Origin of the sequence: Sphingomonas sp. CARO-RG-8B-R24-01 (genome assembly GCF_022662295.1) — a bacterium.
Classification (GTDB): Bacteria; Pseudomonadota; Alphaproteobacteria; order Sphingomonadales; family Sphingomonadaceae; genus Sphingomonas.
In genome coordinates this window covers 40,356-65,261 of sequence record NZ_JAKNQI010000005.1, presented here as the reverse complement: position 1 = coordinate 65,261, position 24,906 = coordinate 40,356, and the positions used below count along the sequence as shown (strand labels likewise).

At 65.5% G+C, this 24,906-nt stretch carries 14 protein-coding genes; 5 read left to right on the top strand and 9 right to left on the bottom strand.

Features of this window, described 5'->3' with window-relative positions; genetic code table 11:
* Positions 1-28: 28 nt before the first annotated feature.
* The 3 genes from L8G49_RS11475 to L8G49_RS11465 all read right to left on the bottom strand — a co-directional run bounded on the left by L8G49_RS11475 (position 29) and on the right by L8G49_RS11465 (position 3,031).
* On the bottom strand, positions 29-544 hold the full coding sequence (locus L8G49_RS11475) for a 2'-5' RNA ligase family protein (protein WP_242138830.1): 516 nt from the start codon (positions 542-544) through the stop codon (positions 29-31).
* A 2-nt stretch (positions 545-546) separates the two neighbouring features.
* A complete protein-coding gene (locus L8G49_RS11470; RefSeq protein WP_242186097.1) occupies positions 547-2,448 on the bottom strand; it encodes a potassium transporter Kup in 1,902 nt (633 codons plus the stop codon).
* A 142-nt stretch (positions 2,449-2,590) separates the two neighbouring features.
* Positions 2,591-3,031, bottom strand: a complete 441-nt coding sequence (locus tag L8G49_RS11465; RefSeq protein ID WP_242185804.1) for an Lrp/AsnC family transcriptional regulator — start codon at positions 3,029-3,031, stop codon at positions 2,591-2,593.
* 131 nt (positions 3,032-3,162) lie between these two features.
* Here L8G49_RS11465 and ald point away from each other — a divergent pair, with 131 nt between their 5' ends.
* The 4 genes from ald (at position 3,163) to L8G49_RS11445 (ending at position 10,688) form a co-directional block, all read left to right on the top strand.
* A complete protein-coding gene (gene ald, locus L8G49_RS11460; RefSeq protein WP_242185803.1) occupies positions 3,163-4,269 on the top strand; it encodes an alanine dehydrogenase in 1,107 nt (368 codons plus the stop codon).
* A gap of 209 nt (positions 4,270-4,478) precedes the next feature.
* Positions 4,479-5,609 (top strand): S1 family peptidase, encoded by a 1,131-nt coding sequence (locus tag L8G49_RS11455; RefSeq protein ID WP_242185802.1) that lies wholly within the window; start codon positions 4,479-4,481, stop codon positions 5,607-5,609.
* 198 nt (positions 5,610-5,807) lie between these two features.
* Positions 5,808-7,838, top strand: coding sequence for an L-dopachrome tautomerase-related protein (locus L8G49_RS11450; RefSeq protein WP_242185801.1), 2,031 nt, complete (start codon positions 5,808-5,810; stop codon positions 7,836-7,838).
* Positions 7,839-8,183: 345 nt separating this feature from the next.
* Entirely contained in the window at positions 8,184-10,688 is a 2,505-nt protein-coding gene (locus L8G49_RS11445) for an EAL domain-containing protein (RefSeq protein ID WP_242185800.1), read from the top strand.
* Between the two features lie 139 nt (positions 10,689-10,827).
* Here the strand turns inward: L8G49_RS11445 and L8G49_RS11440 are convergent, their stop codons facing one another.
* Complete coding sequence (locus L8G49_RS11440; RefSeq protein WP_242185799.1) at positions 10,828-11,424, bottom strand: cupin domain-containing protein; 597 nt, start codon at positions 11,422-11,424, stop codon at positions 10,828-10,830.
* Positions 11,425-11,595: 171 nt separating this feature from the next.
* Between L8G49_RS11440 and L8G49_RS11435 the strand changes: the two genes are divergently transcribed.
* Positions 11,596-12,672 carry an aldose epimerase family protein gene (locus L8G49_RS11435; protein WP_242185798.1) on the top strand — a complete coding sequence of 359 codons (1,077 nt, stop codon included), beginning with the start codon at positions 11,596-11,598 and terminating at the stop codon, positions 12,670-12,672.
* 26 nt (positions 12,673-12,698) lie between these two features.
* Here the strand turns inward: L8G49_RS11435 and L8G49_RS11430 are convergent, their stop codons facing one another.
* The 5 genes from L8G49_RS11430 to L8G49_RS11410 form a co-directional block, all read right to left on the bottom strand.
* Positions 12,699-15,566 (bottom strand): TIM-barrel domain-containing protein, encoded by a 2,868-nt coding sequence (locus L8G49_RS11430; RefSeq protein WP_242185797.1) that lies wholly within the window; start codon positions 15,564-15,566, stop codon positions 12,699-12,701.
* A gap of 34 nt (positions 15,567-15,600) precedes the next feature.
* On the bottom strand, positions 15,601-17,811 hold the full coding sequence (locus tag L8G49_RS11425) for a hypothetical protein (protein WP_242185795.1): 2,211 nt from the start codon (positions 17,809-17,811) through the stop codon (positions 15,601-15,603).
* Positions 17,812-17,824: 13 nt separating this feature from the next.
* A complete protein-coding gene (locus tag L8G49_RS11420) occupies positions 17,825-19,375 on the bottom strand; it encodes a tryptophan halogenase family protein (protein WP_242185794.1) in 1,551 nt (516 codons plus the stop codon).
* Positions 19,376-19,431: 56 nt separating this feature from the next.
* Positions 19,432-22,536 carry a TonB-dependent receptor gene (locus L8G49_RS11415; protein ID WP_242185793.1) on the bottom strand — a complete coding sequence of 1,035 codons (3,105 nt, stop codon included), beginning with the start codon at positions 22,534-22,536 and terminating at the stop codon, positions 19,432-19,434.
* A gap of 452 nt (positions 22,537-22,988) precedes the next feature.
* On the bottom strand, positions 22,989-24,893 hold the full coding sequence (locus L8G49_RS11410; protein WP_242185792.1) for a phospholipase D-like domain-containing protein: 1,905 nt from the start codon (positions 24,891-24,893) through the stop codon (positions 22,989-22,991).
* Positions 24,894-24,906 lie beyond the last annotated feature (13 nt).

Genomic DNA, 24,906 nt, shown 5'->3' with positions numbered 1-24,906 from the left:
CGAGACCGTTGCGCGGTCAACCGCCTTTTCACGCAAAAATGTGCCGGGACAGCGGTTCCCATGGTCCACCGCGATACCACCAGCTCGCAAGCCCTGCGATCCGTACCGTCCGCGGCCTGAAATCCCCCTCCAGCGTCTGCAGCAACGCCTTGGCCGTGGCGGGCTCGACCTTGTTCTGGATGGTGACATGCGGGCGCCAGCCGGCGCGATCCTGCGGCGTCAGCACGGTGGCGAAGGCATCCGCCAGCCCCGCACGAATCTCTTCAAGCGCCGGCGAATCGATGCGGAACGCCACGCCACGCCCCAGCGACATCAATCCGGCGATCCGCGCGTCAGGCGCCGGGACGCCGCGCGTTTCGGCCGTCAGCCGCTGCTTGATCTCGCGGTGCAGACTGGGCGCCAAATGATGGAACATCGTCAGATGCGCGGCCAGTTGGTTGCGCTCGGGCGGGAAGTGCGTGCGACGCAAGTCGTCGAAGAACAGCGTATCCGCAGCGGCAAACAGCGCGGTCACGATGATCGGCGCACCCCCGGTGGGCTCCATGGTCAAATCTCGAGCTGGCTGCCGAGTTCGACCACGCGGTTGGTCGGCAGGCGGAAGAACTCCATCGCGCTTTCGGCGTTGCGCAGCATCCATGAGAAGAGCTTCTCGCGCCAGATCATCATCCCGGGCCGCGACGACGGCAGCAGCGTTTGACGCGCGAGGAAAAAGCTCGTGTCGATCATCCTGAACTCGGCACCGCAGCGATGGACGTTGGCGAGCGCGTTCGGAACGTCCGGCTCCTCGACAAAGCCGTACCGCAGGATCATCCGGTGGAAGCCAAGCCCGAGGTCGTCGATCGAGCAGCGCTGGCCCTCGGGGATATAGGGTTCGTCGGCGATCTTGACGGTCAGCAGGATGATCCGCTCGTGCAGCACCTTGTTGTGCTTGAGATTATGCAGCAGCGCATGCGGCACGCCTTCCGGCGAAGACGTCATGAACACCGCGGTTCCCGGCACGCGCGTCGCAGACGTTGCGGCGGACTGGATGAACACCTTGATCGGCATGGCTGATTCGCGCATCCGGTCGATCATCAGCTGCCGCCCCTTCGACCAGGTCGTCAGCACGACGAAGATCAACAGGCCGACCAGCAGCGGAAACCATCCGCCCGACGGGATCTTGGTGAGATTCGCGGTGAAATACGCCCCGTCGACCAGGAAGAACACGCACAGCAGCGGAACGGCCAGATAGACGGGCCAGCGCCACAGCCGGAACAGTACGATCGACAACAGGCACGTATCGATCAGCATCGCTCCCGTGACCGCGATGCCATAGGCCGAGGTCAGGTTCGACGAGGTGCGGAAGAACACCAGCAACAGAAGCACCATGGTCCCGAGGATCCAGTTGATCATCGGCAGATAGATCTGCCCCACGGTCGCAGCGCTGGTGTGTTCGATGCGCAGGCGCGGAATGAAGCCCAGCTGGATCGCCTGATGCGTGACCGAGAACGCGCCCGAGATGACCGCCTGCGACGCAATCACCGCCGCCGCGATCGACAGCAGCACCAGCGGCAGCCGGAGGTGCTCGCCCGCCAGCATGTAGAACGGGCTTTCGAGCGCGGGCATCCCGATGCGGGACAGCAGGGCACCCTGTCCCATGTAGTTGAGCATCAGCGCCGGCAGCACCACGCAAAGCCAGGATACGCGGATCGGATTGCGCCCGAAATGGCCCATGTCCGAGTATAGCGCTTCCGCGCCGGTCACCGCCAGCACGACCGACCCGAGCGCGAGGAACGCCCGCACCGGATCGAGCGCGAAGAATTCAAATGCATAATGCGGCGACAGCCCCCACAGGATCTGCGGCGTCTCCATGATACTGAGCAGTCCGAGCGCAGCGATCACCGTGAAGTACACCAGCATCACCGGCCCGAAGAACAGGCTGACCCGCGCGGTCCCGCTCCGCTGGATGGAGAACAACCCAATCACGATCGCCATGGCAATCGGCAACACGAACTGGCCCAGCCCCGGTGCAGCGACCTTCAGCCCCTCGACCGCGGACAGGACCGACACCGCCGGGGTGATCATGCTGTCGCCGTAGAACAGCGCGGTGGCGAACACGCCCAGCAGCACGATGCCGCGCGACCAGCGCCGCGTCGTCGTCCGGCCGTTGACCAGCGCCAGCAGCGCCAGGCTCCCCCCCTCGCCCTTGTTGTCGGCCCGCATGAGGATCGTAACGTATTTGAACGTCACCACGATCATCATCGACCAGAAGATCAGGCTGACGACGCCCATGATGTGGAGCGCGTCGACCGCAAGCTTGTGATGTCCCGAAAAGGTTTCGCGAAAGGCGTAGATCGGGCTGGTGCCGATATCGCCGAACACCACGCCGACCGCGCCGACGGCAAGACGAACGAGCCCGTTCTTGCGATGCTGAGGTTCGATGGCGGCGGAGTCGCCCGCCGTCGTCAGGTCCGTAGCGGATGCGTCCACAATGCTCACAATGCGCTGAATTTCATACCGATTCAACCGGATGGGTCAGGATGATCCCATGATACCGGTGCCTCGACGGAGCAGCGAATAGCATGCGCCCCCAGCCCCCGCAACGCCACGCTCACGCCTCGCTCGCCAATGTACGAATGGTGAACTGCGTGACGAGACGATGAACCCCCGGCAGGGCCGACAACACTTCGCGGTGAATCCGTTCGTAACTGTCGTCCTCGCGTACCAGCACCTTGAGCAGATAGTCGGATTCCCCGCTCATCAAATGGGCTTCGCTGACCTGCGCCGTGCGGGCCAGCGCCTGTTCGAAATGCATCATCGTCGCCTGCCGCTGGTCGGTCAGCGTCACCGAGACGAACACGGTCGACGGATTCCCCCGCGCTGCCGGCGAGAGCCGCGCGCGATACCCGAGGATCAGCCCCTGCTGCTCCAGCGCCTTGACCCGGCGGTGCGCGGCGGAGGGCGACAGACCGACCCGTTCCCCCAACGCCTCGCTCGTGATCCCCGACTCTGCGCCCAGCTGCGCGATGATCTTGCCGTCGATATCGTCCATGCGCGATTGCATTGCGTGGCGACGGCAAATAACGCAATCCTATCCCGTAAAAACCGGTGGACGGTGCGCCTTTGCAAGCACTTTGGCGCCACGCTGATGTATGCTGCCGCAAACTGGATCGGAGAGTTTGAATGCGCGTCGGTGTCCCCAAGGAAATCAAGAACCACGAATATCGCGTCGGGCTTACGCCCCCGTCCGTCGCCGAACTCGTTGCCGCCGGGCATTCGGTCGGCGTGCAGACCGGGGCAGGTCTCGGCATCGATTTCGAAGACGCCGACTACGTCGCAGCGGGCGCGACGATCCTGCCGGACGCCGCCAGCGTGTTCGCGCAAAGCGACATGATCGTGAAGGTCAAGGAACCGCAGGCCAGCGAGATCGCTCTGCTCGAGAGTCGCCATTTGCTGTTCACCTATCTGCACCTCGCTGCCGACAAGCCCCAGGCCGAGGGCCTGATGACATCCGGTGCGACCTGCATCGCCTATGAGACGGTCACCGCGCACGACCGCTCGCTGCCGCTGCTCAAGCCGATGAGCGAAGTTGCCGGTCGCATGTCGATCCAGGTGGGCGCCCATTATCTCGAGAAGGAACAGGGCGGTCGCGGCGTCTTGCTTGGCGGCGTTCCCGGTGTGGCCCCTGCCCGCGTCGCGATCCTCGGTGGCGGCGTCTCGGGCGTCAATGCGGCACAGATGGCCGTCGGAATGCGCGCCGACGTCACGATCTACGACATTTCGAACGCGCGCCTCGCCGAGCTCGACATGTTCTTCGGCAGCCAGATCAAGACCTCCTACGCCAGCAAGGCAGCGATCGCCGCAGCCGTGAAGAACGCGCATCTGGTGATCGGCGCCGTGCTGGTACCGGGCGCGGCGGCGCCCAAGCTCGTCACGCGCGACATGCTCAAGACGATGAAGCGCGGGTCCGTGCTGGTCGACATCGCGATCGACCAGGGTGGCTGCTTCGAGACCAGCCATGCGACCACGCATGAGGACCCGGTCTTCGAAGTCGACGGCGTCATCCATTATTGCGTCGCCAACATGCCGGGCGCGGTCGCGCGGACCTCGGCCTTCGCCCTCAACAACGCAACGCTTCCGTTCGTGTTGAAGCTCGCGAGCCTCGGGGCGGAAGCGGCGATGGCGGCCGACCCGCATCTGGCAAATGGACTCAACGTATCCGACGGCAAGATCCGCCACCAGGCGGTTGCCGAGGCGCTGGATCTCCCGTTCGACGCCTGGACGCACTGAGACGTCTCGCACGGCCTCGGCAAAACTGATACGGTCCGCTTGTGCGTATCGTTCAGCTTGCCGGGGCCCTGCTCTGCTGTTTGGGACTGCCTGCCACGGCGCAGGTGCTTCCCCCTCCAACGCCACCACCCGTGGTACAGATTTTACCTGCGACGGCGGCGCCTCGGCCGCCTTCGGCTGCGCCCGAACCCGTGCGGGAGACCGCGGCGATGGCGTCGCTGGAAGACGCACGAGAATATGCGCGGCAGTTCGCCGTTTCGATCGAGGAAGCGCAGAACCGCCTTCTGGCGCAAGACGCCAGCGTTGCCGCAACGGATGCGATTGCCGCCACGTATCGCGCACGGCTCGCCGGGGTCGCGATCGAGCATCGTCCGTCCTATCGCATTCTCGTCTATTTGACCGGATCCGATCCGGTTCCGGCGCAGCGGGTCGTCGTCGGCAGCTTCAGCGTGCCGATCCTGTTCCGCACCGGCGCGCGCGTCACGCGCGACCGTGTGATCTGGGCGATGACCTATCATCAGGCGGCTATCCGCGCCGCCCTGCGCACGCCGCCCGGGATGGGGCTCGATCCCCGCACGGGCGAACTCGTCATCACCATCGGCAACCGGGACGCGCAGGACGGTGCCGAGACGATTCGCCGGCGGATCGAGGCGATCGCCGGGGTACCCGTACAGGTCCGTGCGCTCGACCATATCGACGTCAATCTCGCGGTGGAAGGGGGTGCCCGGGTGGAGGGCGTCGATCCGGGCGATGGCCGACGCTATCTGTGCACGACGGGCTTTGCCATCACCGACGGAACGCGGAGCGCCATTACCACCGCCGCGCATTGCGTCGATCAGTTGAGCTATCGCAACCGCTACGGGGTGCTGGAGCCACTGCCGTTCGTCGCGCAATGGGGCTGGGGCTATCGCGACGTGCAGATCAACGCGTCCCCCGAACCGCTGGCGCCCACTTTCTTCGCGGATACGGCCAAGCAAAGGGTCCGGACAGTGACGGGGCAGCGCAGTCGCGCCAGCACGCGCGCCGGCGACTTCGTATGCCACCGCGGGGAACGCACAGGTTATAGCTGTGCCGTGGTCGAACTCACCGATTTTGCCCCCGCCGGCGATCTGTGCGGTGGCGCGTGTCTCCCGACGTGGGTCGCGGTTGCCGGACCCAACTGCAAGGGCGGCGACAGCGGCGCGCCGGTCTTCGCCGGAACGACCGCGCTGGGCATCGTGAAAGGCGCGAGTTACCGACGCGACGGATCCTGCGCCTTCTACTTCTACATGGCACTCGACTATCTTCCGGCGGGCTGGACGATCCTGCGCGACCCCATGCCCCTGCCTTCCCTTCCATAGCGCGACACCGCGCCCGGATCATTCCTGGTCGGTTGCACCGCGAAATACAGCCGATTGCAGGGAACGCTGCCAACCGCGGTGGGTTCGATGGTCGCCTGCCCGCCTCGGGACGAGGGTCCTTGACCTGATCCGTTGCGTCGTAGGTTCAACCAGGAGAGCCGGATTGGTTTGGCGCTCCGCAACGGGCGAAGCCGTGATATGCCAATTCTGACGACCGACGACCTCGACATCTCCTACAGCGACGATGGGCCCGCCACCGGAACGCCGGTTTTGCTGATCCATGGCTGGCCGGACGACGCCTCCACCTGGGACGGCGTGCGCCCCGCCCTGCACGCAGCTGGGCTTCGAACGATCGTTCCGTCGCTGCGTGGGTCCGGGGCGACGCGGTTCCGCGGCGATGCGCCCCGAACGGGAAACAGCGCGATCCTGGCAATGGACGCTATTGCGCTGATGGACGGGCTCGGGATCGATCGGTTCATGGTGGCCGGACACGATTGGGGCTCGAACACCGCGGAGGCCCTTGCCGTCGGGTGGCCCGATCGGGTCGAGCGGCTGGCGATGCTGGCGACCCCGCCGCGATTGGGGGGTATGCCGACCCCGCCGTTCGAACAGGCACAGCGGCAGTGGTATCACTGGTTCATGGCGACCGGTCGCGGTGCGCAGGCGGTGCGCGACGATCGCCGCGGGTTCGCACATCTGCACTGGGTCAATTGGGCGCCGCGGGGATGGTTCGACGAAGACACGTTCAACCGGGTGGCGCGGTCGTTTGCCAATCCGGACTGGGTCGATGTCACGCTCCACAGTTACCGCGCGCGCTGGGACGAGGCGGCGCCGGATCCGCGCAGTGCCTGGCTCGAACAGAAAGTGAGAGAAACCAAGGCCCTGTCGCTGCCGACACTGTATTTTCAAGGCGCGCGCGATGGAGTGAACCCACCAACGGCGGCAAGCGCTGTACCGGGCAAATTCGCCGGTCCGTTCGGTTTCGTGCAATTGGCGAACGTCGGCCATTTCCCGCAGCGCGAAGCCCCGGCCATTGTCGCGCGGCTTCTTGTCCGGCTCTTCAACGGCGACCCGCAAACCCTTCATTTCGATACTGAAAGGATGATGTCCATGGAAAAGCTCAAGCCTTGGATGGCGGGTCTGGCGGTCGCCGGGGCCGTCGCCGCCACCGCATTTGGCGCGGCGCGCGCTCGTAACGCCCCCAACCGCCTGTCGCTGGTTGCGCGTTTCGATCGTCAGGTCACCGGCGTCGCCATCACGGCGGATGGGCGCCGCTTCGTCAACTTTCCGCGCTGGACCGACGATGCTCCGATCTCGGTCGCGGAGGTTCTGGCCGACGGCTCGATCCGTCCCTATCCCGACGCGGAGTGGAACAGCTGGCGGAACGAACGGGCAAACGAGCTTTCGGTCTCGGATCATTTCGTCTGTGTGCAGTCGATCGTCGCCGACGGGCAGGGTCATCTCTGGGTCCTGGATCCGGGCGCACCCGGCAACGAGAAGATTCTGGAAGGCGCCCCGAAGCTGGTGCGGATCGATCTTGCCACCAACCGCGTCAGTAAGGTGATCCCGGTGCCCGGCGATGTTGCGCTGCAAGGGACCTATCTCAACGACATCCGTTTTTCGCCCGACGGGCGAACCGGATATATCACCGACTCCGGCACGCGCGGCGCGATCATCGTGGTCGATCTCGAGACGGGCCAAAGTCATCGGGCACTGGACGGTCATGTCTCGACGCAGGTCGACAAGACCGTGACGGTGACGGTGGACGGCAAGCCACTCGTCCGTCCGGACGGCCGACAACCCGCTTTTTCGGCGGACGGCATCGCGCTGTCGTTGGACGGCGAAACACTGTATTACCAGGCGCTTACTGGAAAGACGCTCTACAGCATTGCAACTGGGAAGCTGCGCCCTGCCGTAGCGGAAAGCGAACGCGCCGCCGCGGTGCGGACGGTGGCCACGACTCACGTCGCCGACGGTTTGTGGATGAGCAAGCGGGGTACGCTGTATCTGACCTCGCCCGCCGACAATGCGATTACGCGGCTGGTCGGCGACCGGGTCGAACCGGTATTGAACGACTCTCGCCTGCGCTGGCCAGACACGTTCTCCGAAGGTCCCGACGGGCGACTCTATGTCACGGCAAGCCACATCCAGGACACCAACTGGTTCAATCCAGCCGCTTCACCATCGATTCGCACTGAGCTGTTTGTATTTTCCCCAAAAACCGATTGATCCGCCACGTTCGGTTGGAACAAGCGGGGAAAACCGACCGGGGTTTTCCAAAGTTTTCGCGGAAACGGGCGATTTTTGGCGTCACGGCTACGGCTAGGTCGTCGAAGATACGCGATTTTGACAACGCTATCTTGTGGTGTTTTGGTCGGCACATCTGTGGGCCGACCGGCATCCCCTTGAAGAACAACGCTTGTCTTCGGGGCGAGAGTTGACCATCGTCACCAAGCGAGAACTCCCGGCTGCACATCGGCCTGCTTGTTCTGCCTGTATGCCTGTGCGGACGCGTTAACCCTTCGCACATAACAACATGGCAGCAGTCCTTGTGGTGGTCGTATGGAGAGCGAGGTGGTCGGCAAGGTTATCCGCATACTGACCACATTGCTGGCCATTCCGCTATCCATCGGCACGGCGCAGGCGATCGTCCCGCTGCTCGGAACCGCCTGCGTCGCTTATGCGACGTCCGCCGCGATCCCGACCGACCGGCAGGTGACGGATCTTCCCTTTTCCTGCAGCCGAGCACCACGCCCCCGGAATATTCGCTGGACATGGCTTCGCATCGCGCCCGAGCAATTGCGCAGCCTTCCGCGTGGCTGGCGTCTGCAGGTGGACCAGACACGCTTCGACCGGGTCATGTTGATTACGGTCACACAGGATGGGACCGTTCGCCACACGACCCGAAGCTGGTCCGATCTGGCAGATATCGGCACCCCCGGCGGCGTCCTGACGTTCCCCATCGCCGATGCGGGAACGTCCATCCGCGGGATGTACCTTGGGTTCGACAAGGTCGACGACCTTTCGCTGGTTCGCTCGATCACGGGCATGACCAGTATGGAAGCGGCCCGTACACGCGACCGTTGGCTGATCCTTATGGGCCTCTTTTCAGGTACTTTGCTGTCGGCTTTCGCGTATAACGTCATGATCGACCGCGGTCGGCGGTTTCCGTTCCAGCGGTGGTATCTCGCATGGATCACGATCGCGCTGGTTTACGGTCTGGCGTGGTCGAACGTCGGCGGCGTTCTTTTCCCCGGCCTGGTCGGCCCGCTGGTCGTGTGCATCGACTATATCCTCGTCGGCGCGCTCGTCGCGGCGGGCGGCATGTTCTTCCTGTCGCTCGTCGAGGATCGGCTGCTGCCACGCTGGCTTCAACTCGCCGGACGCTGCCTTGCATGGACCGGGTTGGTCGTCGGTCTGCTCGGCGCGACCAAGGATCTATTGTTCCCTGCCATTTTGATGGACCGCCTGCTCAACTTCGCCGTGATGGCGAGCGCGATCATGGCGTTCATGGGCATCGCCTATGCGATCCGGCGCGGCAGCCGCGTGGTGTGGTTCTACGTCATTGGCTGGGGGCCGGTGATCGCGATCTTCGCGTTGCGGGTCTTACGAAACCTCGGCCTGTTCCCCCAGGGCGATGCGCTCGACATTGCGATGTTCGCCGCGTTGGCGTTCGAAGCGATCATCCTGTCGCTGGCAACATCCGACAGGTTCCGCGCGCTGTGCAACGAACTCGAACTCGCCCGTCAAAGCCGGGAATGGGGCCTGATCGAAGCGGAAAAGATGCGCAGTGCCGCACTGACTGATCCGTTGACGGGGCTCGGCAACCGAGCCGCCTTCCAGAACACGCTGCAGGGCTTCGTTGCGAGCGGGCGCGACACGCCCTTCACGCTGTTCCTGATCGACATTGATCATCTGAAGGACGTCAACGACCGGCTGGGCCATGCGGCAGGCGATGCGATGTTGTGCCACATCGCCACCCGGCTGGCCGCCGTCGCTGCCAAGGGGGGTGCGATCGCGGTGCGGCTCGGCGGCGACGAATTCGCGATCGTTGCGGCGGAGGGTGAAGACCAGAGTACCCGGATCGAAGGCGAACTGATGCTGATCCAGGGGGCGATGTGGCGTCACGGCGAGGAACGCCGCGCGCTGTCGCTCAGTATCGGATCGGCGCGCTGCCCTCGGGACGGCCGCGAGCCCGATTTGCTGTACCGCAACGCCGATCTGGCGCTTTACCAGGCCAAGCGGCTCGGACGCAGTCTGCATCACCGGTACGACGCGATGCTGCGGACGTTGCTCGAAGTCAGTACGACCTTCGCCAGCGATGCCGAAGTGGCCATGCAGCGGCAGGAGTTTCTGCTGTATCTCCAACCGATCATCGACCTGCGGGATGATAGCGTGATCGGCTATGAAGGCCTCCTGCGCTGGCAGCATCCCAAGCACGGCCTTTTGATCCCGAGCCAGTTCGCCGATATCCTGGTCGAGGAACGGATCGGCCCGCGGGTACAGGACCATGTGCTCGACATCGCGCTGCGGCTGCTGCGCGACCATGGCGCGGACATCCGGCGTCTCAGCGTCAATTTCACCTCCGCGCAGCTATCGGGCCCGGTCGCAGCGAAGCGTGTGCTCGCCCGGATGGCCCATTTCGGCGTGTCGCCGAATGCGCTGTGCATCGAAGTCACCGAGGGTGTCATGCTGGGCCGGGCCGCGGACGGCGTTGTCGGGACCTTACATGCGCTGCACGACGCGGGGGTGCGCATCGCGCTCGACGATTTCGGTACGGGCTATGCCTCGCTCAGCCATCTTCGGCAGGTGCCGGTCGATACGATCAAGATCGATCGGTCGTTTATCGCGGCGCTCGAACGCGCATCGGACAGCGCCGAGGAAATTGTGCGCGCGATCATTGGGCTGGCGCATGGCCTGGGCAAGGACGTCGTCGCCGAGGGGGTCGAGAACGAGGCACAGATGAATATCCTGCTCGAACTGGGATGCCGTTTTGTTCAGGGCTATCGCTTCGGCCGCCCCAACCCGTGGCGCGGCGCGTCGCCCGAGCCGATTGCGATGTCGGCGACCGGCGCTTGAGGGGGACAGACCATCGACCCGATGATCGGGCGGCAAATTGCCACGGTCTTCCCCAATCCCCTGCAAGCCGCTGCTAGCGAAGTTACCGCCTGGCCAGCACATTGTGCTCCATCGAAGCGTCGCCGAGTCCGTGACGCTCCTATCCGCGGTGTTGCGGGATCTTGGTTCCCAGCAGCACGAGGCGCTGGCCGGTAATGCCAAACCAGTGCGGCGTCCCGGCAGCGATCAGGAACACGTCGCCGGGTCGCAACGCTCGCGTTGTGCCGCCGACGATCCGGCCGCCTTCGATCAGGGTTGGATTCGTCGTGGCGGCATCGGTCATCGTCCCACCGGAGACCAGCGTACCACTCCCGGCCAGGACGACCACATATTCGGCCTGATCGGGATGTACCGCGGGCTTGCCGGGCTTGAGCCAATATTCGATGGCGGCATCGGCATTGCCTGCGCGAACGATCGGCTGATAGGCAAAGGTCTGCCCCGGTTTCAAAGCCAGGCGCATCTGCTCGATCTGCGCCGTGATCTCCTCCGCCGGGACATAGGCGGCTGGCGCGGTCGCTCCACGGGCTTGCGCCAACAAGGGAGCGGGCGCCGGTCCCGCCAGCGCGATCAGGCCGATCGCCGTGAAGGCAAGGGGAACACGCGAGATGATGGTGCTGATGGCCTTGCTCCCCGCTGGGGCGACATCCTGCCCCGTTGCGACAATGGTATCTACCGTAATGTACAGGGTCGCAAGCATGGAGGCTATCGGCCGGCTTGCCGGGTGGCACGTTCCCCTTGCCTCCGTTGCAGTGCAGCCCGCTGGAATTGCCGTTTGGCGCCAAGGGTGGCAGGACGCTGTCCATCCCGCGGGATCGCACGCCCTCCGGCGGGACGCGCGAGGCGGACCGGTGGCATCACGGAGCTAGACATGCGCAAAACCTTGGTCATCCTCGCCCTATCCCTCGCGTCTTCCGCCAGCGCCCGGTCGAGCGATGCCGTGATCACCCTGCGCAACGACGCCGGCATGGTCGTTCGGCTGATTCCGTTCGGTGCGACGGTGACGCAGATCGAGGTGCCCGACCGGAACGGCCAGCGCGCGAACATCCTGCTGGGTTTTGCTACGCCCGCCGAATTCCACGCCAAGAACGGGAAGGTGTCCTTCGGCGCGACGATCGGCCGCTATGCCGGACGGATCGGCGGCGCGCGCTTCGAGATCGACGGCAAGCCGGTGATGCTCGCGGCGGACGACGGACCCAACGCGCTTCACGGTGGTGGCACGGCCAAGTTCGACACACGGCAATGGACGGTGCGCGCCCGCAGCACGCGCGCGGTGACCTTTACGCTGGACAGTCCCGACGGGTTTCAGGGATTTCCTGGGCGATTACAGATCGCCGTCACCTATCGGCTGATCGCGGGCAATGCGCTGCGGATCGATTACACAGCACGGACCTCGAAGCCCACCGCGCTGAACCTCACCAACCACGCCTATTTCAACCTTGCCGGAGAGGGCAACGGGTCGATCCGCGCGCAGCGGTTGCAGGTCAACGCGACGCGCTATGTGGCGACCGACGGCGGCGGTATCCCGACCGGCGCGTTCCCTTCCGTCGTCGGAACCGCGCTCGATTTGCGAACGCCGCACGCGCTTGGTCCCGGCATCGACAGCCGGATGCCGCCGATGGGCGAGCATGGCTACAACCACGCCTGGCTGTTCGACAAACCGCTCGGCGCGCTGGCACCGGTAGCGCGGCTTGACGACCCTGCCTCCGGGCGAACGCTGACGATCGAGACGACCGAGCCGTCGATCACGGTCTATTCGGGTGGCTATATTGACGGCCAGGACAAGGGACCGAGCGGTCGCGTGATGCACGCGTTCGACGGGGTCGCGCTTGAGACGGAGCACCTGTCGGACAGCCCGAACCACCCGGACTTCCCGAGCACGCTACTGCGGCCCGGTCAGGTCTTCCGCTCGACCACGATCTGGCGGTTCGGCACCCGTCCGCGGTAGCACAGCGCGCCGCTGGTCCTGAGCAGTCAACCGCGCTTTTTCGCCAGCATGACCGGTTGGCCGGTGTAGGTCACCTCGGCATCGTACGCGCCGTCGCGGGCAGGCTGGCCCGCGACGATCCATTGCACGCGCAGCTTGCGCGTTGCGGGCATCCCGTTCCAGCCACCGCCCACCCGCTTGCCGAAGCGGACCGTCCCCGTCCGATCGTCATAGGCGATCGGAATGCGGGAATAGGCGCCGGACTTGTACGCGGTGGACCGGCCGTCATCCTCGTACAGCGAGAAGCTGCCGTCCGCGCCTGGGTAGACGAGAATCGTCAGCGGCGCATCCCGATGCTCGTCGACATATTGCGTGACCGGCCCCGTCGGCACGATCGCACCGGCGCGGACGAACAGCGGCAGCCGCTCGAACGGCGCATCGACCGTGACGCGCGCGCCGCCTTGATAGGCGCGGCCGGTGTCAAAATCGTACCAGCGCGTTCCGGCGGGGAAATAGACCGACCGCGTGCGCGCCTGGTACGCGGTGACCGGCGCGACCAGGAACGCATCGCCAAAGAGATATTCGTCGTCGATCCGGCGCACCTCGCGGTCACCTGCGAACCCCGCGGCGAGCGCGCGCATGATGCTGCCGTCCTTCATATAGGTGTCGGCACCGACCGTGTAGATATAGGGCATCAGGCGATAGCGCAGCGCATCGTACCGGAGCATCGACGCGCGCATCGGTGAGCCTTCGGGGCTGATCTCGTAGATTTCGCGATACGGATATTCGCCGTGGCTGCGGAACAGCGGGCTGAACGCGCCGAACTGGAACCAGCGGAGGTTGAGCTCGCGCCATTCGTCCAGATTGGCTGCGGTCGGCGTCTTGCTGGAGAAACGATCCTCGAGCGCGAAGCCGCCGATGTCGTGCGTCCAGTTGGGGATACCCGACATCGAGGCGTTGACGCCCGCCGAGATCTGCGCGCGCAGATCGTACCAGCGGCTCGCCACGTCGCCCGACCAGATCGCAGCACCATAACGCTGCAATCCGGCGAACCCCGAGCGGGTGAGCAGGAACGGACGCACGTCCGGTTTGTACGCGGTCCAGCCATCGAAGAAGGCGCGCGCGTTCATCAGCGGATAGCTGTTGAAATATTGCGCCGCGGGTCCGGCCGCGGTCGGCCCCATCGCGTCGATCCGCTCAGGGATCGAGGTGTTTGAATGCATGTCTGGCTCGGACGCATCCGCCCACCACGCATCGACGCCGATACTGGCGAGCCGGCCCTCGATCTGCTTCCAGAAGATCTTGCGCCCTGCGGCGGCATAGGGATCGTAGATCGTGCTCTTGAAGCCCGGGCCGACCCAGTCCTTGTTTCCCTGCCGCAGATTGCCCTGATACACCACGCCCGCCGCCGCGAGTTCCTTGTAGGTGTCCGTGGTCGGGTAGAATTTCGGCCAGACCGAGATCATGAAATTGGCGTGATCGGCGTGGACGTCGGCGAGCATCTTCGCCGGATCGGGAAAGCGCGTGGCGTCGAAGCGATGGCTGCCCCAGTCGGGATCCTGCCAATAACGCCAGTCGAGCACGATATTGTCGAGCGGGATCTTCATCTTGCGATAGCGCGCAACGACGCCGGTCAGCGCGTCCGCTGTCTCGTAGCGCTGGCGCGACTGCCAGAAGCCGTATGCCCATTTAGGCATCATCTCGGCCTTGCCGGTAATCTGGCGATAGCCCGCGATCGCGCCGTCGATGCTGCCGCCGGGGATGAACCAATAGTCCTTCGCTTGCCCGACATCGCTGGTGAACCACAGCGAATGGCGATCGGCCTCGGGGAGCGGATCGCTGTGGAAGAAGGCCATGTACCCGGCGTTCGGCTCCCACTCGATGCGGATCGCGACCGCCTTGCCCGCCGTCATCGGTAGGTCGACGTTCGCGTACCAGGGGTTCCAGTTCTGGCGCCAGCGATCGAGCACGAGCTTCCCGTCGGCATAGACCTTGTAATAGCTCGAGCCATAAAGACGGAACTTGTGCGTGCCGGTCACGGTCGGGTGCACGTCGCCGCTCCACACCACGGTCTGCTTCTGCACCGCATTGCCCGCGGTGTTCTGGCCGCCGGTCGCCGCGACGGTGCGCGCCTTGGCAGCTTCGGGCCAGGCCTTCTGGTCCTTGATGTACTGATAGTTGATCGTGGCTTCCTGCCGCGTCACCGCGGGCTTGCCATCGAGGAAATACGCCGCGCGCCAGCCGGGCTTGCCCCCGCTGCTGACCTTCATCCCCGCGCCGACGAAGGCATAGGGCTCGGGGTTGCCGAAGCGCGTGATCGCATTGTTGTCCCACAACAGGCCGTAGCCGCGCGTCGACACGACGAAGGGCACGCCGATATCCATGTTGTGCTGCGCGAGATCGATGTCCTCGCCGTTGTAATCCATCTGCGTGTTCTGGTGCTGGCCGAGGCCATAGAGCGCCTCGTCGGTGCCGCGATTGAACTGCTGCGAGACCGAGACGAACGGCTTGCCGTCCGCCTCGGTCGCGGCGAAGCGGACGGGACCGGACTCTTCGAGCAACGGCTTGCCGGTGGGGTCGAGGAAACGCACCTGCCCGGTCGCGAGCGCGACTTCCGCGGTCGCCCTTGCGGTGGTGATGCGCACCTGCCCTGCGGTTTCGGTCACTTTGAACGCGCCCGCCACGGGTGGCTGCGCGACCATCAGGCTCGGCGCGCGGGAAGCCGTTCCGCCGCCCTTCGGCGTCGTTACGACATGGATGATCCCGTCGCCGTGGACGGTGAGTTCGACGCTCTGGCCGGGGCCGGTGGCGGGGGTGACCTTGACGCCGTCAGCGGTGCGCTCGAACCGCTGCGCATGGGCCGCCACCGAGGTCAGCGCGCTGCCGAACAGCAGCGCCGTGATCAGAGGTTTCATCGTCATTCTCCCGGATGGCGTATGGGGTGAAAGATCATCGCGCCGCCACGGGGTCACCGTAGAATATGCCCCGTCCATCGGTGCCGAGGTAGACGCGACCCGCGCGGCGGGGATCGCCCGAGACGACGCGGTAGCGACCGCCCCAGCGATGCGCGTCGTCGTCGATCCGCGACCAGATCTTGCCCGCATCGACCGAGCGCCACACGCCGCGGATGCCCTCCAGCGTCCCGACTGCGAACAGCGCGCCCTTGCCGAGCCCGAAAAGCTCGACGTGCAGCGCGCCGCTCGCTGGCACAAGTGTCACGCCGCCGTTGGTGCTGAGAAACAACCGTTCGCCCGCCTGCAGCCACAATGTGCCAGCGCGGTCGGGGGCAGCGAGCAGTGCGCTTTGCGCCTCGCGGCCCCGGCGACCGGCGGGTGTCAGGTCGGCTGGCAGGCCATGCCCCGCAACGGGTGCGAAACTCGCCGCCGCATCTTGCGAGACGAGGAGCCGTCCGCGATCGGCATCGACGGCGTAGAACAGGCGCGGATCGCGCTTGTCGGCAACGGCGCGGGTCTTTCCGGGCAGGCCGCGCACCGGCGACCAGCTCCGCCCGCGATCGCGCGAGACTTGCGGGACCGGGGTCGTGACCACCATCGTCGTGCCGTCCGCCGACACGGCGATCGGCCAGTCGCCGTTCAGATCCGCACGCGCTGGCGGATCGCCCATCGGCGGCAGCTTGAGCATCGTCCAGGTCCGACCGCCATCCTCGGACCGCCCGATCGAGGCTTCGCGTGGGCGATCAAGGTACAAACTGCCGGTGCGGACGATCACGTTCGGCGCGAGGCCCGCGTAGTCGATCGCATTGGTGTTCGACATGTACGGGTTGACGAAGGTCGGCTGCGGCGACCGGTCGAGATCGTCGTGGACGAAGCCCGCAAGATCGCCGAACCCGGAGATCAGGGGCGCACCGCCGGTCGGCGAGACGAGCGTGATGATCGCGGTCTGTTCGATGCCTTTGGTCCAGGGAGTCCAATCGACCGCAGCACCATCGATCGACTTGGTCGCGTAGACCGTGGCACCGGTCGTGTAGGCGACATGCCCCGGATCGAACGGATCGATCGCGAGGCCGGAAATCCAGTGCCCGAAATCGGCACCCTTGCCCTCGTGCAACAGGAACGGCGTCTGCGCCACGTCGCGTCGGCTCCGCGTGCCGACATCGCTCCAGTCGGCGCCGTCGTTGCGGGTGAGCCAGAGCGAATCGCCGTGGCGGTAGCGATCGACCGTGCTGACCGCGACCGTGCCGGGACGCATCGGCGAGACCGCGACCCCGAGGAACGCGCCCTCCGCGCCGGTGTCACGCCACGCTGCGGGGGTTACGTCGCGTCCGCGCCCGTCGGGCTGGTAGCGCCACACCGCCCCCGTCGCGATCCCGCTCGGGCCGAGCCCGCTCGCGTAACCGACCCACAGCACGCCGCGGGAGTCGACGACGCCCTTGGTGGCCACCAGCGCAGGCCCGGTCGCCGCGACCCAGGAAGCGCCGCCGTCGTCCGAACGATAGAGGTGCGTATCGCCCGGATCGGCGACCCCGGCCCAGATCCGCTGCGACGCGTGTCCCATGCCCCCGCTCGTCGGGTCGATCGCGACGAAGGCAACGCCGCCATGCGTCTGGCGTGGCGCTGGCCGTCCCAGCCCCGTGACCGGGAACGCCGTGACCTTGGCCCAGGTCGCACCCGCATCGTCGCTGCGCCACAAGCCGTCGTGGCGCGAGCCGAAGAACAGGCGGCGCGTGTCATTGGGATCGACCGCGAGCCGCTCGCCGAGGCCGCGGCCATCCTCGTTGCCACCCATCGCGAACGGCACCGGCGTGACGCGCCACGTCCGCCCTCGATCCGCCGAGCGCAGGATCGCGGCAGGCTGACCGGCGTTCATCCCCGCCGCCATGTACACGACGTCCGGGTTGCGCGGGTCGGGGGCGATGCTTTCGATCCCCATGAAGCTCGGCGTCGCATTGCCGTCCTGCAGCGGCAGCCAGCGCTGAGCCGCTGCGTCCCAGCGATACGCCCCGCCCATGTCGGTGCGCAGATAGGCCAGACCCCGTTCGGCCGGGCTGAAGACGATATTGGGGGCATAGCCACCCGCACCGACCGTCACGTTGGTCCAGCGATACGGCACGCGCGCGGCCGTCCGCGCCGCACCCGGGATCGGCAGCGACAGGGCGACCGCCGCGGCGATCGTGGTCCATGCCGCCACCGATCGGGTCATGCGCGCAACAGGCTCACGCTGCCGCCCGCGTACCGAAGCGCCGCGTTTGCGCGAACGTGACGAGGTCACGGTTCGACGGCAGATTGGCGATCGCATAGTCCGCCTGTCGCCGCACTTCCGCGAACGCGCGCCGCGCATCCTCGTGATAGCGCAGCGCGCCTGCCTTCGCACTCAGGTCGGTCTTCCAGCCCATGCCATACAGGACGTACTGCCAGCTCGCCTCGGTAAAGATGTCGATCTGCCCGTCGATGTCGAGCTCGTTGGGGGGCCGGAAGCGCCAGCGGTCGAGCATTTCGAGCAGGCTGTCGGGCACCGACGCATCGGCGACATTGTCGCGCCAGAAGGCGGTGTCGGTCCGTTCCGAGATGCAATAATGCAGCTTGATGAAGTCGAGCGCGCGTTCGTAGCGGCGCAGCAGGTTCGTGTTGAACTGGCGCGCCGACGTCTCATAGTCGCCACCCCAGGGGAACAGGTTGGCGATCATCCCCGCGGACACTTCGGCGAACGCGATGCCGGTCGCCTCGAGCGGTTCGAAGAACCCGCTCGACAACCCGACCGCGACGCAGTTCTTGACCCAGTTGGTCTCGCGATAGCCCGCCTCGAACTTGAAGTGGCGGACATCGGCATCCGCCCCGGCGGCGCCGAGATACCCGCGCAACACGCGCTCGGCGGCCTCGTCGTCGCTATGGTCGGACGAATAGACGTGCCCGATGCCGCGCCGGCGATCGAGCCCGATGTCCCAGATCCAGCCCGAGTCCTGCGCGGTCGAAATCGTGTAGGACGCGATCGGCGCGTCGGGCCGTGCGTAAGGCAGTTGCGCGGCGATCGCGCGATTGCAGAACAGCACGTCGCGGCATGACTTGAACGGCACGCCCATCGCCTTGCCGATCAGCTCGGCGCGAAAGCCGGTGCAGTCCACGTACAGATCCGCATCGAGCACCCCATTCTGCTCGGTACGCACCCCGGCAATCGCGCCGTCCGCGGCGAGCAGCACTTCCTTTACCGTATCGGTGAGGTGCCGGACGCCGTTCTTCACCGCCTGTTCGCGCAACAGTCCGGCAAGCGCGATCGCATCGAAATGGAAGGCGTAGTTTAGCGGTCCGACATAATCCGGGTTGGTCGGCAATTTGGGCGCGCGTTGCCGGTCGGCAGCCTTCTTCTGCGGGTTGGAGACCTCGTCCCAATTCTCCGGGCCGCCATGCCCCAGCAGCCAATAGGGCAGCAGGTCGAGCCCGTCGCTTGCGTCCGCGACCTGGAACGGGTGCGAGTAATGATCGGTCGCCCCCTGCCCTGGCGCATGGCGCCAGTGGACGAACTTGGCGCCCTGCTTGAAGGTCGCGCCGCACCGCCGGACGAGCTCCGCCTCGTCGATGCCGATCGTCTCCAGCGTGCGCCGGATCGTCGGGAACGTCCCCTCGCCGACGCCGAGGACGCCGATATCGCGGGACTCGACGAGCGTGATGGCGACGCCGCCGGGAAGATCCGCGCCGAGCCGCTTGGCGAGATACCCCGCAGTCAGCCACCCGGCGGTCCCACCGCCCACGATCAGCACGCGCTTGCCCATTCCGTCCCTCCGCTCGCTCGCCCGCCGCCATCACCTCGGCGGCGGGCGCATCATCGTCAGAAGGCCAGGTTGATGCCAGTACTGATCCGGCGATCGGCCTGGAACCAGCTCCGGCCCACCAGCTTGCCGTTCGGATACCCGCCCATCAGCGTGCGCTGCGTGGACGCGGTCAGGTTCGTTCCCTGTATCCCGAACGACAGGTTTTGGGTCACTTTGAAGCGAACGCCAGCGTCGATCGACCCGTAATTGCCGCCATAGATCGGCAGCGCGATCTGCGTGGAAGGGTCGGTTCCGCCGTCCTGGTTGGTGACCACGTTCGGCGCGCTGTAATAGGTGTAGGGCGAATTGGTGCCGTTGCTGTTGGTCGACAGCAGATATTGCGAGCGCCACGAATAGGCGACGCGCAATGACACCGGGTTCCGCTCATAGAGCAACGTCGCGTTGAAGTTGTGCTTCGACAAGCCAACCAGCGGCGCGTCGTTTTTGATCGTCCCGGTAATGTCGCGATACAGATCGCCGGGATTGCTGCTCTTGATGAAAGTGTAATTGCCCTCGAACCCGAACCCGGCGAGCGCGCCCGGCAGCATGTCGAGGAAGAAGCGGCCGCCGACCTCGACGCCCTTGACGGTCGCCGCCTTGGTCGAGTTGCTGTAATCGGTGGCGGAGGCGGTAACGCTTTCGGTCGACCCATCGGTGAACACCACGTTCACCTGCCGGTTGGTCAGCGAGAAGATCGGCAGGTTGGTCAGCCGCTTGTAGAACGGCGCGATGTGGAACGACGTGCCCTTGCGCCCGTAATATTCGAACGACAGATCGACGTTGTTCGAGAGCGTCGGCTTGAGCAACGGATTGCCCGTGTCCGCGGTGAAGTTGTTGAAGTTACCGATCGCCCCCGTCGGGGCATTCGGATCGCTGATCGTGTTGACACCGACCGAACCCGAAGCGCGCAGCGCGCTGAAGGTCGGGAGATCCATCGTGATGTTGTAGCCTCCGCGGATCTTGATCCGATCGGTGAGGGCGTATTCGAGGTTGACCGACGGCAGGACGCGGGTGAAGTCGGCCTTGCCGCCGCGCGGGACATAGGTGTTGGCCAGAATCTGCTGGACACCGTTGCGGATGAAGGCCGTGCCACCGTTCTGCTGAACGAAACCGCTGCCCTCATTCTGGATGTGCACGACGCGCACGCCGACGTTCCCCGAAATGCCCGGCGCGTTGCCCTGAGGCCCGAAGCGGACCAGGGCATAGCCCGCGATGTTCTCGGTGCGGTTCGTGGTCAGGTCGCCCGGCAGCACGAAGCCCGGGGCGCGAATCCCAGAAAGACCGCCATAGCCGGTCGCCGGCAACGGCCCCGACGCGGAACAGTCATTGTACGTAGCGGAGCCTGGAGCACCGCAGAAGCCAGAGGGCGGCGACTGCACCAACCCGGTACGGTTGACGTTGAAGCGCGACGCCAGGTTCTCCGACGCGAACATCAGGTTGCCCGGCAGCGTCGCGGCGCCCCGGAAGAAGTCCTTGAACGCGTGCGTCGCGACGTCGCCCGCTGCCGCATTGGCGTAGGTCAGCTGCGGATCGCCGTTCCAGCCGCGGCCGAGCGCGGTCCAGTTGTAGCCGTTCGCGAGATCGCGCTCGGTCCGCTTGGCATAGCGGCCGCCGACCTTGATCGACCGGAAGAAGCTGTCCTCGAACTTATATTCCGCATCGAGCTGCCCGGCATCGAGCCGGCCGGTGTTGTTCTCGTTGTGCGGCATCGAGGCCGACCAGAAGTAATTCGCCGGATTGGCGAACGATGCCTGCGTCCCCGGGCTGACGCTGATCTGCGGCAGGTCCCCGCGCAGGTCGATGCCATAGCTCTGCCCGAAACCAAGATCGCGGAAGATATCGATGCGATCATAGACCTGATGCGAATCGACGCGCTGCAGCGAGCCCTTGACCGACAGATGGCTGTCGGCGGGCGCCCAGGCGAACGACAGCGAGTAATCGCGCGTCACGGTATTGCTCTGGACGAAGCCCTTGTTACCGCTGCTGGTGATCGCCTGGCCGGTCGGCAGGAAGGTCTTCGGATCACGATTGTAGAGTGCGTTCGTGCTCGTCAGCAACCCGTTGCTGTCGAACGTGCTGCTCGCCGGATCGACCGCGAGCGTCTGCGAATCGAGCTGCGTACCGTAGTCGCTCGACTGGCTCTTGTAGCGCGACTGGAAGAAGCTGCCGGTGAAGATCAGCGATTCGGCCGGCTGCCACTGCGCGGCGCCGTAGATGCCGTAGCGCTTGTACTGGAACGCCTCGTCGCCATAGGCGAAGCCGCTCGGGACATATTTGTTGGTGCCATCGCTGAGCGCGGTCTTGAAGTACGGGCTGGTGCGGATGAACTGCGACAGCGAGCTGAACTGGCTGAACGCAATGTCGCCGAGCAGGCCGATCCGGCCGATCGGCGTCTCGAACGAATCGGTGACGAGCACCGAGCCGGAGGGATCGGCCTTGTTCGCCATGTCGCCGACCGCCAGTTCGCCGGTTCCCGCGACATGAAACTTGCCGTTGAAATCGAACGGCATCTTGGTCCGCAAATCGATCTGGCCGCCGGTGCCGCCCTCGATCAGATCCGCGGTGGAGGCCTTGTAGACATCGACCGCCGACATCAGCTCGGGGGTCACATCGCTCCACAGGATCGCGCGGCCATTGTTCGCGCTGAAGATCTCGCGGCCGTTGAGGCGCGACGCCACGCCGGTCAGACCGCGCACCTGCACGCCCGAACCCTGGACCGAATAGTGATCGGGATCGCCGAGTGCGGCGAAACGGACGATCGACACGCCCGACACACGCTGCAGCACCTCGGTAATCGAATTGTCGGGCAGCTTGCCCGCATCGTCGGCGACGACGGAATCGACGATCGTTTCGCTGCGGCGCTTGCGCTCGTCGGCGGCCTGGAGTGCGGCGCGGCGGCCCGTGACGACGATATCGCTACCCGCCTCGGCGGCAACCGGCGCGTTGGTTTCCTGCGCGGGCGCTGCGGCCTGGGCAGTGTCCGGCGCAATTGCCTGCGTTTCCGCTTGTGCCCACGCGCTCCCACTGGCGCTGGCGGCCAGCAAAGCGGCTACCGACACGCTCGCCCGCATGGCGCGACTGCCACGCTGATGCCGAACGAAATTGAACGTCAATTCCTTCATATACCCTCCCCTTGTGCAGCGCGCCCCAGGGCACCGCACTTCCGCCAACGCACCTTATCACGGCACTGATGTCGATTTTTGTTAGCGGTAGCATGTTCAAATTACAACTGTGCTTTTACTGGTGCGCCATCGCACGTTCGCGCGGTACAGTCGGGCAGATTACGGTACCGCATTGCGCGTTCTGCGGTGGAGGGCGTACGCGGGACGTGACGCGCCAAGCGTCGCCGCTCGGATCCGTTGAACCGAAAGCCGGATGCAGGGCGTAACGAGATCCGGGCAAGCCGACGCTTCACGGTTCGCCGTACGGTCCCGGCTCGGCGCCGGACCAAGAATAGGAGGCACCTCGATTGCCACCGGAGCCCGAATGCCGCATCGCCGCCCCGGCGCCACGGGCTTGAACCCGATCTGCATCACGCTGGTTTCGAACGGTCCCAGGCTCTGGGCGGTCCGGGTCAGGGCACCGGATCGATAAACTTTCGCAACGCCTCGGCCGCCTTGTCGCGCACCGCCTGCCACTTCGTGGCCGGAAGGCGGTGATCGAATTCGATCACGCGCGCCGTCGCGGGCCTTATCCCTTTCAGCCAGTTGTCCGCGTTCTTGACGCCATCGACCAGTGCCGTGGCCGGCAGCCCCAGATGCTCGCGCCAAAGTCGAATGCGATAGGCCTGCGCCAGGCTGTTGACAGCCCCACGGCCGGCCGTGGTGCCGAACATGAACGCGTCGACTTCGCTATCATGCTGATATCCGCGCCGGTTGCAATTGGCAGAGCCGATGATCGCCAGTTCATCGTCGATGACCCATGTCTTGGCATGAACGTAACAATGCGGTCCGAACGTCGGCACGGTTTGACTCCGCGATAGCTGGAAGACCCGGAGCTTGGCGGCATCGGCTTGCGACAAGCCCCGCAACGCCCTTTCCATGAAGTCACGCCGATATTCAGTCATGAAGGTCGGCTCTGTGATGGCGTTACCGGGGATCAGGATGGTGACGTGCGCAATCTGGGGGAGGACGCGATTGATGGTATCGGCGACGTCCAGGTCGATGAGATACTGGTCCTCGATATAGAGGAAGCGCTGGGCGTTCCGGATTCCGGCCAGAACGAGTTTCTGGATGTCCCGCTCTTTCAGGACGGGGGGTGCACCGGGAAACGACCTGACCGGATTGAAGGTGCGTCCGATCATGACCGAGGTCACGCCGCCGAACGGTGCGTCCTTGTCGGCAACGGCCGGCGGCGTCGGGATCGGTGCCGGCAGCCGTTCCCCTACCCCCCGCAACGGCCCCTTGGCCCCGGCGTCCAGCTTGGCTCCGTCCGGATGATGACGCCACCGCATGATGAAGGTCTGCAACAGGTCCCAGGCTGCCGGCCCGACGATCCGGCAATGCACGTCATGCTGCGGATCCCCGGTCGATGGCGAGACCGGCTCCAGCCTGTTCCGGTTGATGTCCAGACCGCCACAATATGCGAGCAGCGTCTCGCCCCGCTTGATGACCAACACCTTCTGGTGATGCGCGCCGGTCAACGCGACGGGATCGCGTGCTGCGATCGCAGCCAGGACGGCCGCCGCCGCACCGTCGACCCCGCCCGTAACCATTTCCTTGACGAGGTCGATTTCGGACATCGGATGATTGTTGGCCGTCAGATCGTCCCGAATGGCGGCGCCATTGGGCAGCGTATTGACGAACCGAACCGTCAGAAAGTTCGCGCCCGGTGGCTTGGCCCAGAGGATCACTCGGATCTGGACGTTCCGCGCGGACGCCGCGCTGAGGAGTGCGCGCACCGTGGTCGCAGCATCCCCGGGGATCATGTTGAAATCGTCGCTGATGTCCCAGCCGAGCAGGTAGATGTAGTCGCCGTCGCCCTGCGCCAGCCGGATGTCCGACACCATTTCCTCGAACGTCTCGCGCCCGTCGATGAGGGTGCGTACGGCATTCCCGTCCCGCAAGGCGACGCCGGAAGAAGCGGCCGCCGCCAGCAAGGGACCCCAGCGGGACGGGGTCAGGGCGGACGGCGCGATCTGCCCCTTCGGTTTCGTGGCGGCATGGACGTCGAGCGCTGCCCACGTGTGCGGACCAACGACGCCGTCCCATTCGGCTGGCTGGAACGGAAAGGCGAATTTCTGAAACGAGACGACCGCCGCACGCGTGCGCGGTCCGAAGATCGCATCGACGCGAAGCGGGCAGTTATCGAGCCCACTGCCAGCATCCCGCATGAGCCGGGCATCGACCCGGTTGAGCTTGCTCTGACACTCGCCGACACTTTCGCCCTGCGATCCCAGGCGGATCATGGGGTGGCCGCTTGCAGCGAGGCTTTCGCGCGCACCGAATGCGTCGGCGCCGGCGGTCAGGACGGTGTTCATGGCACGGCTCCCG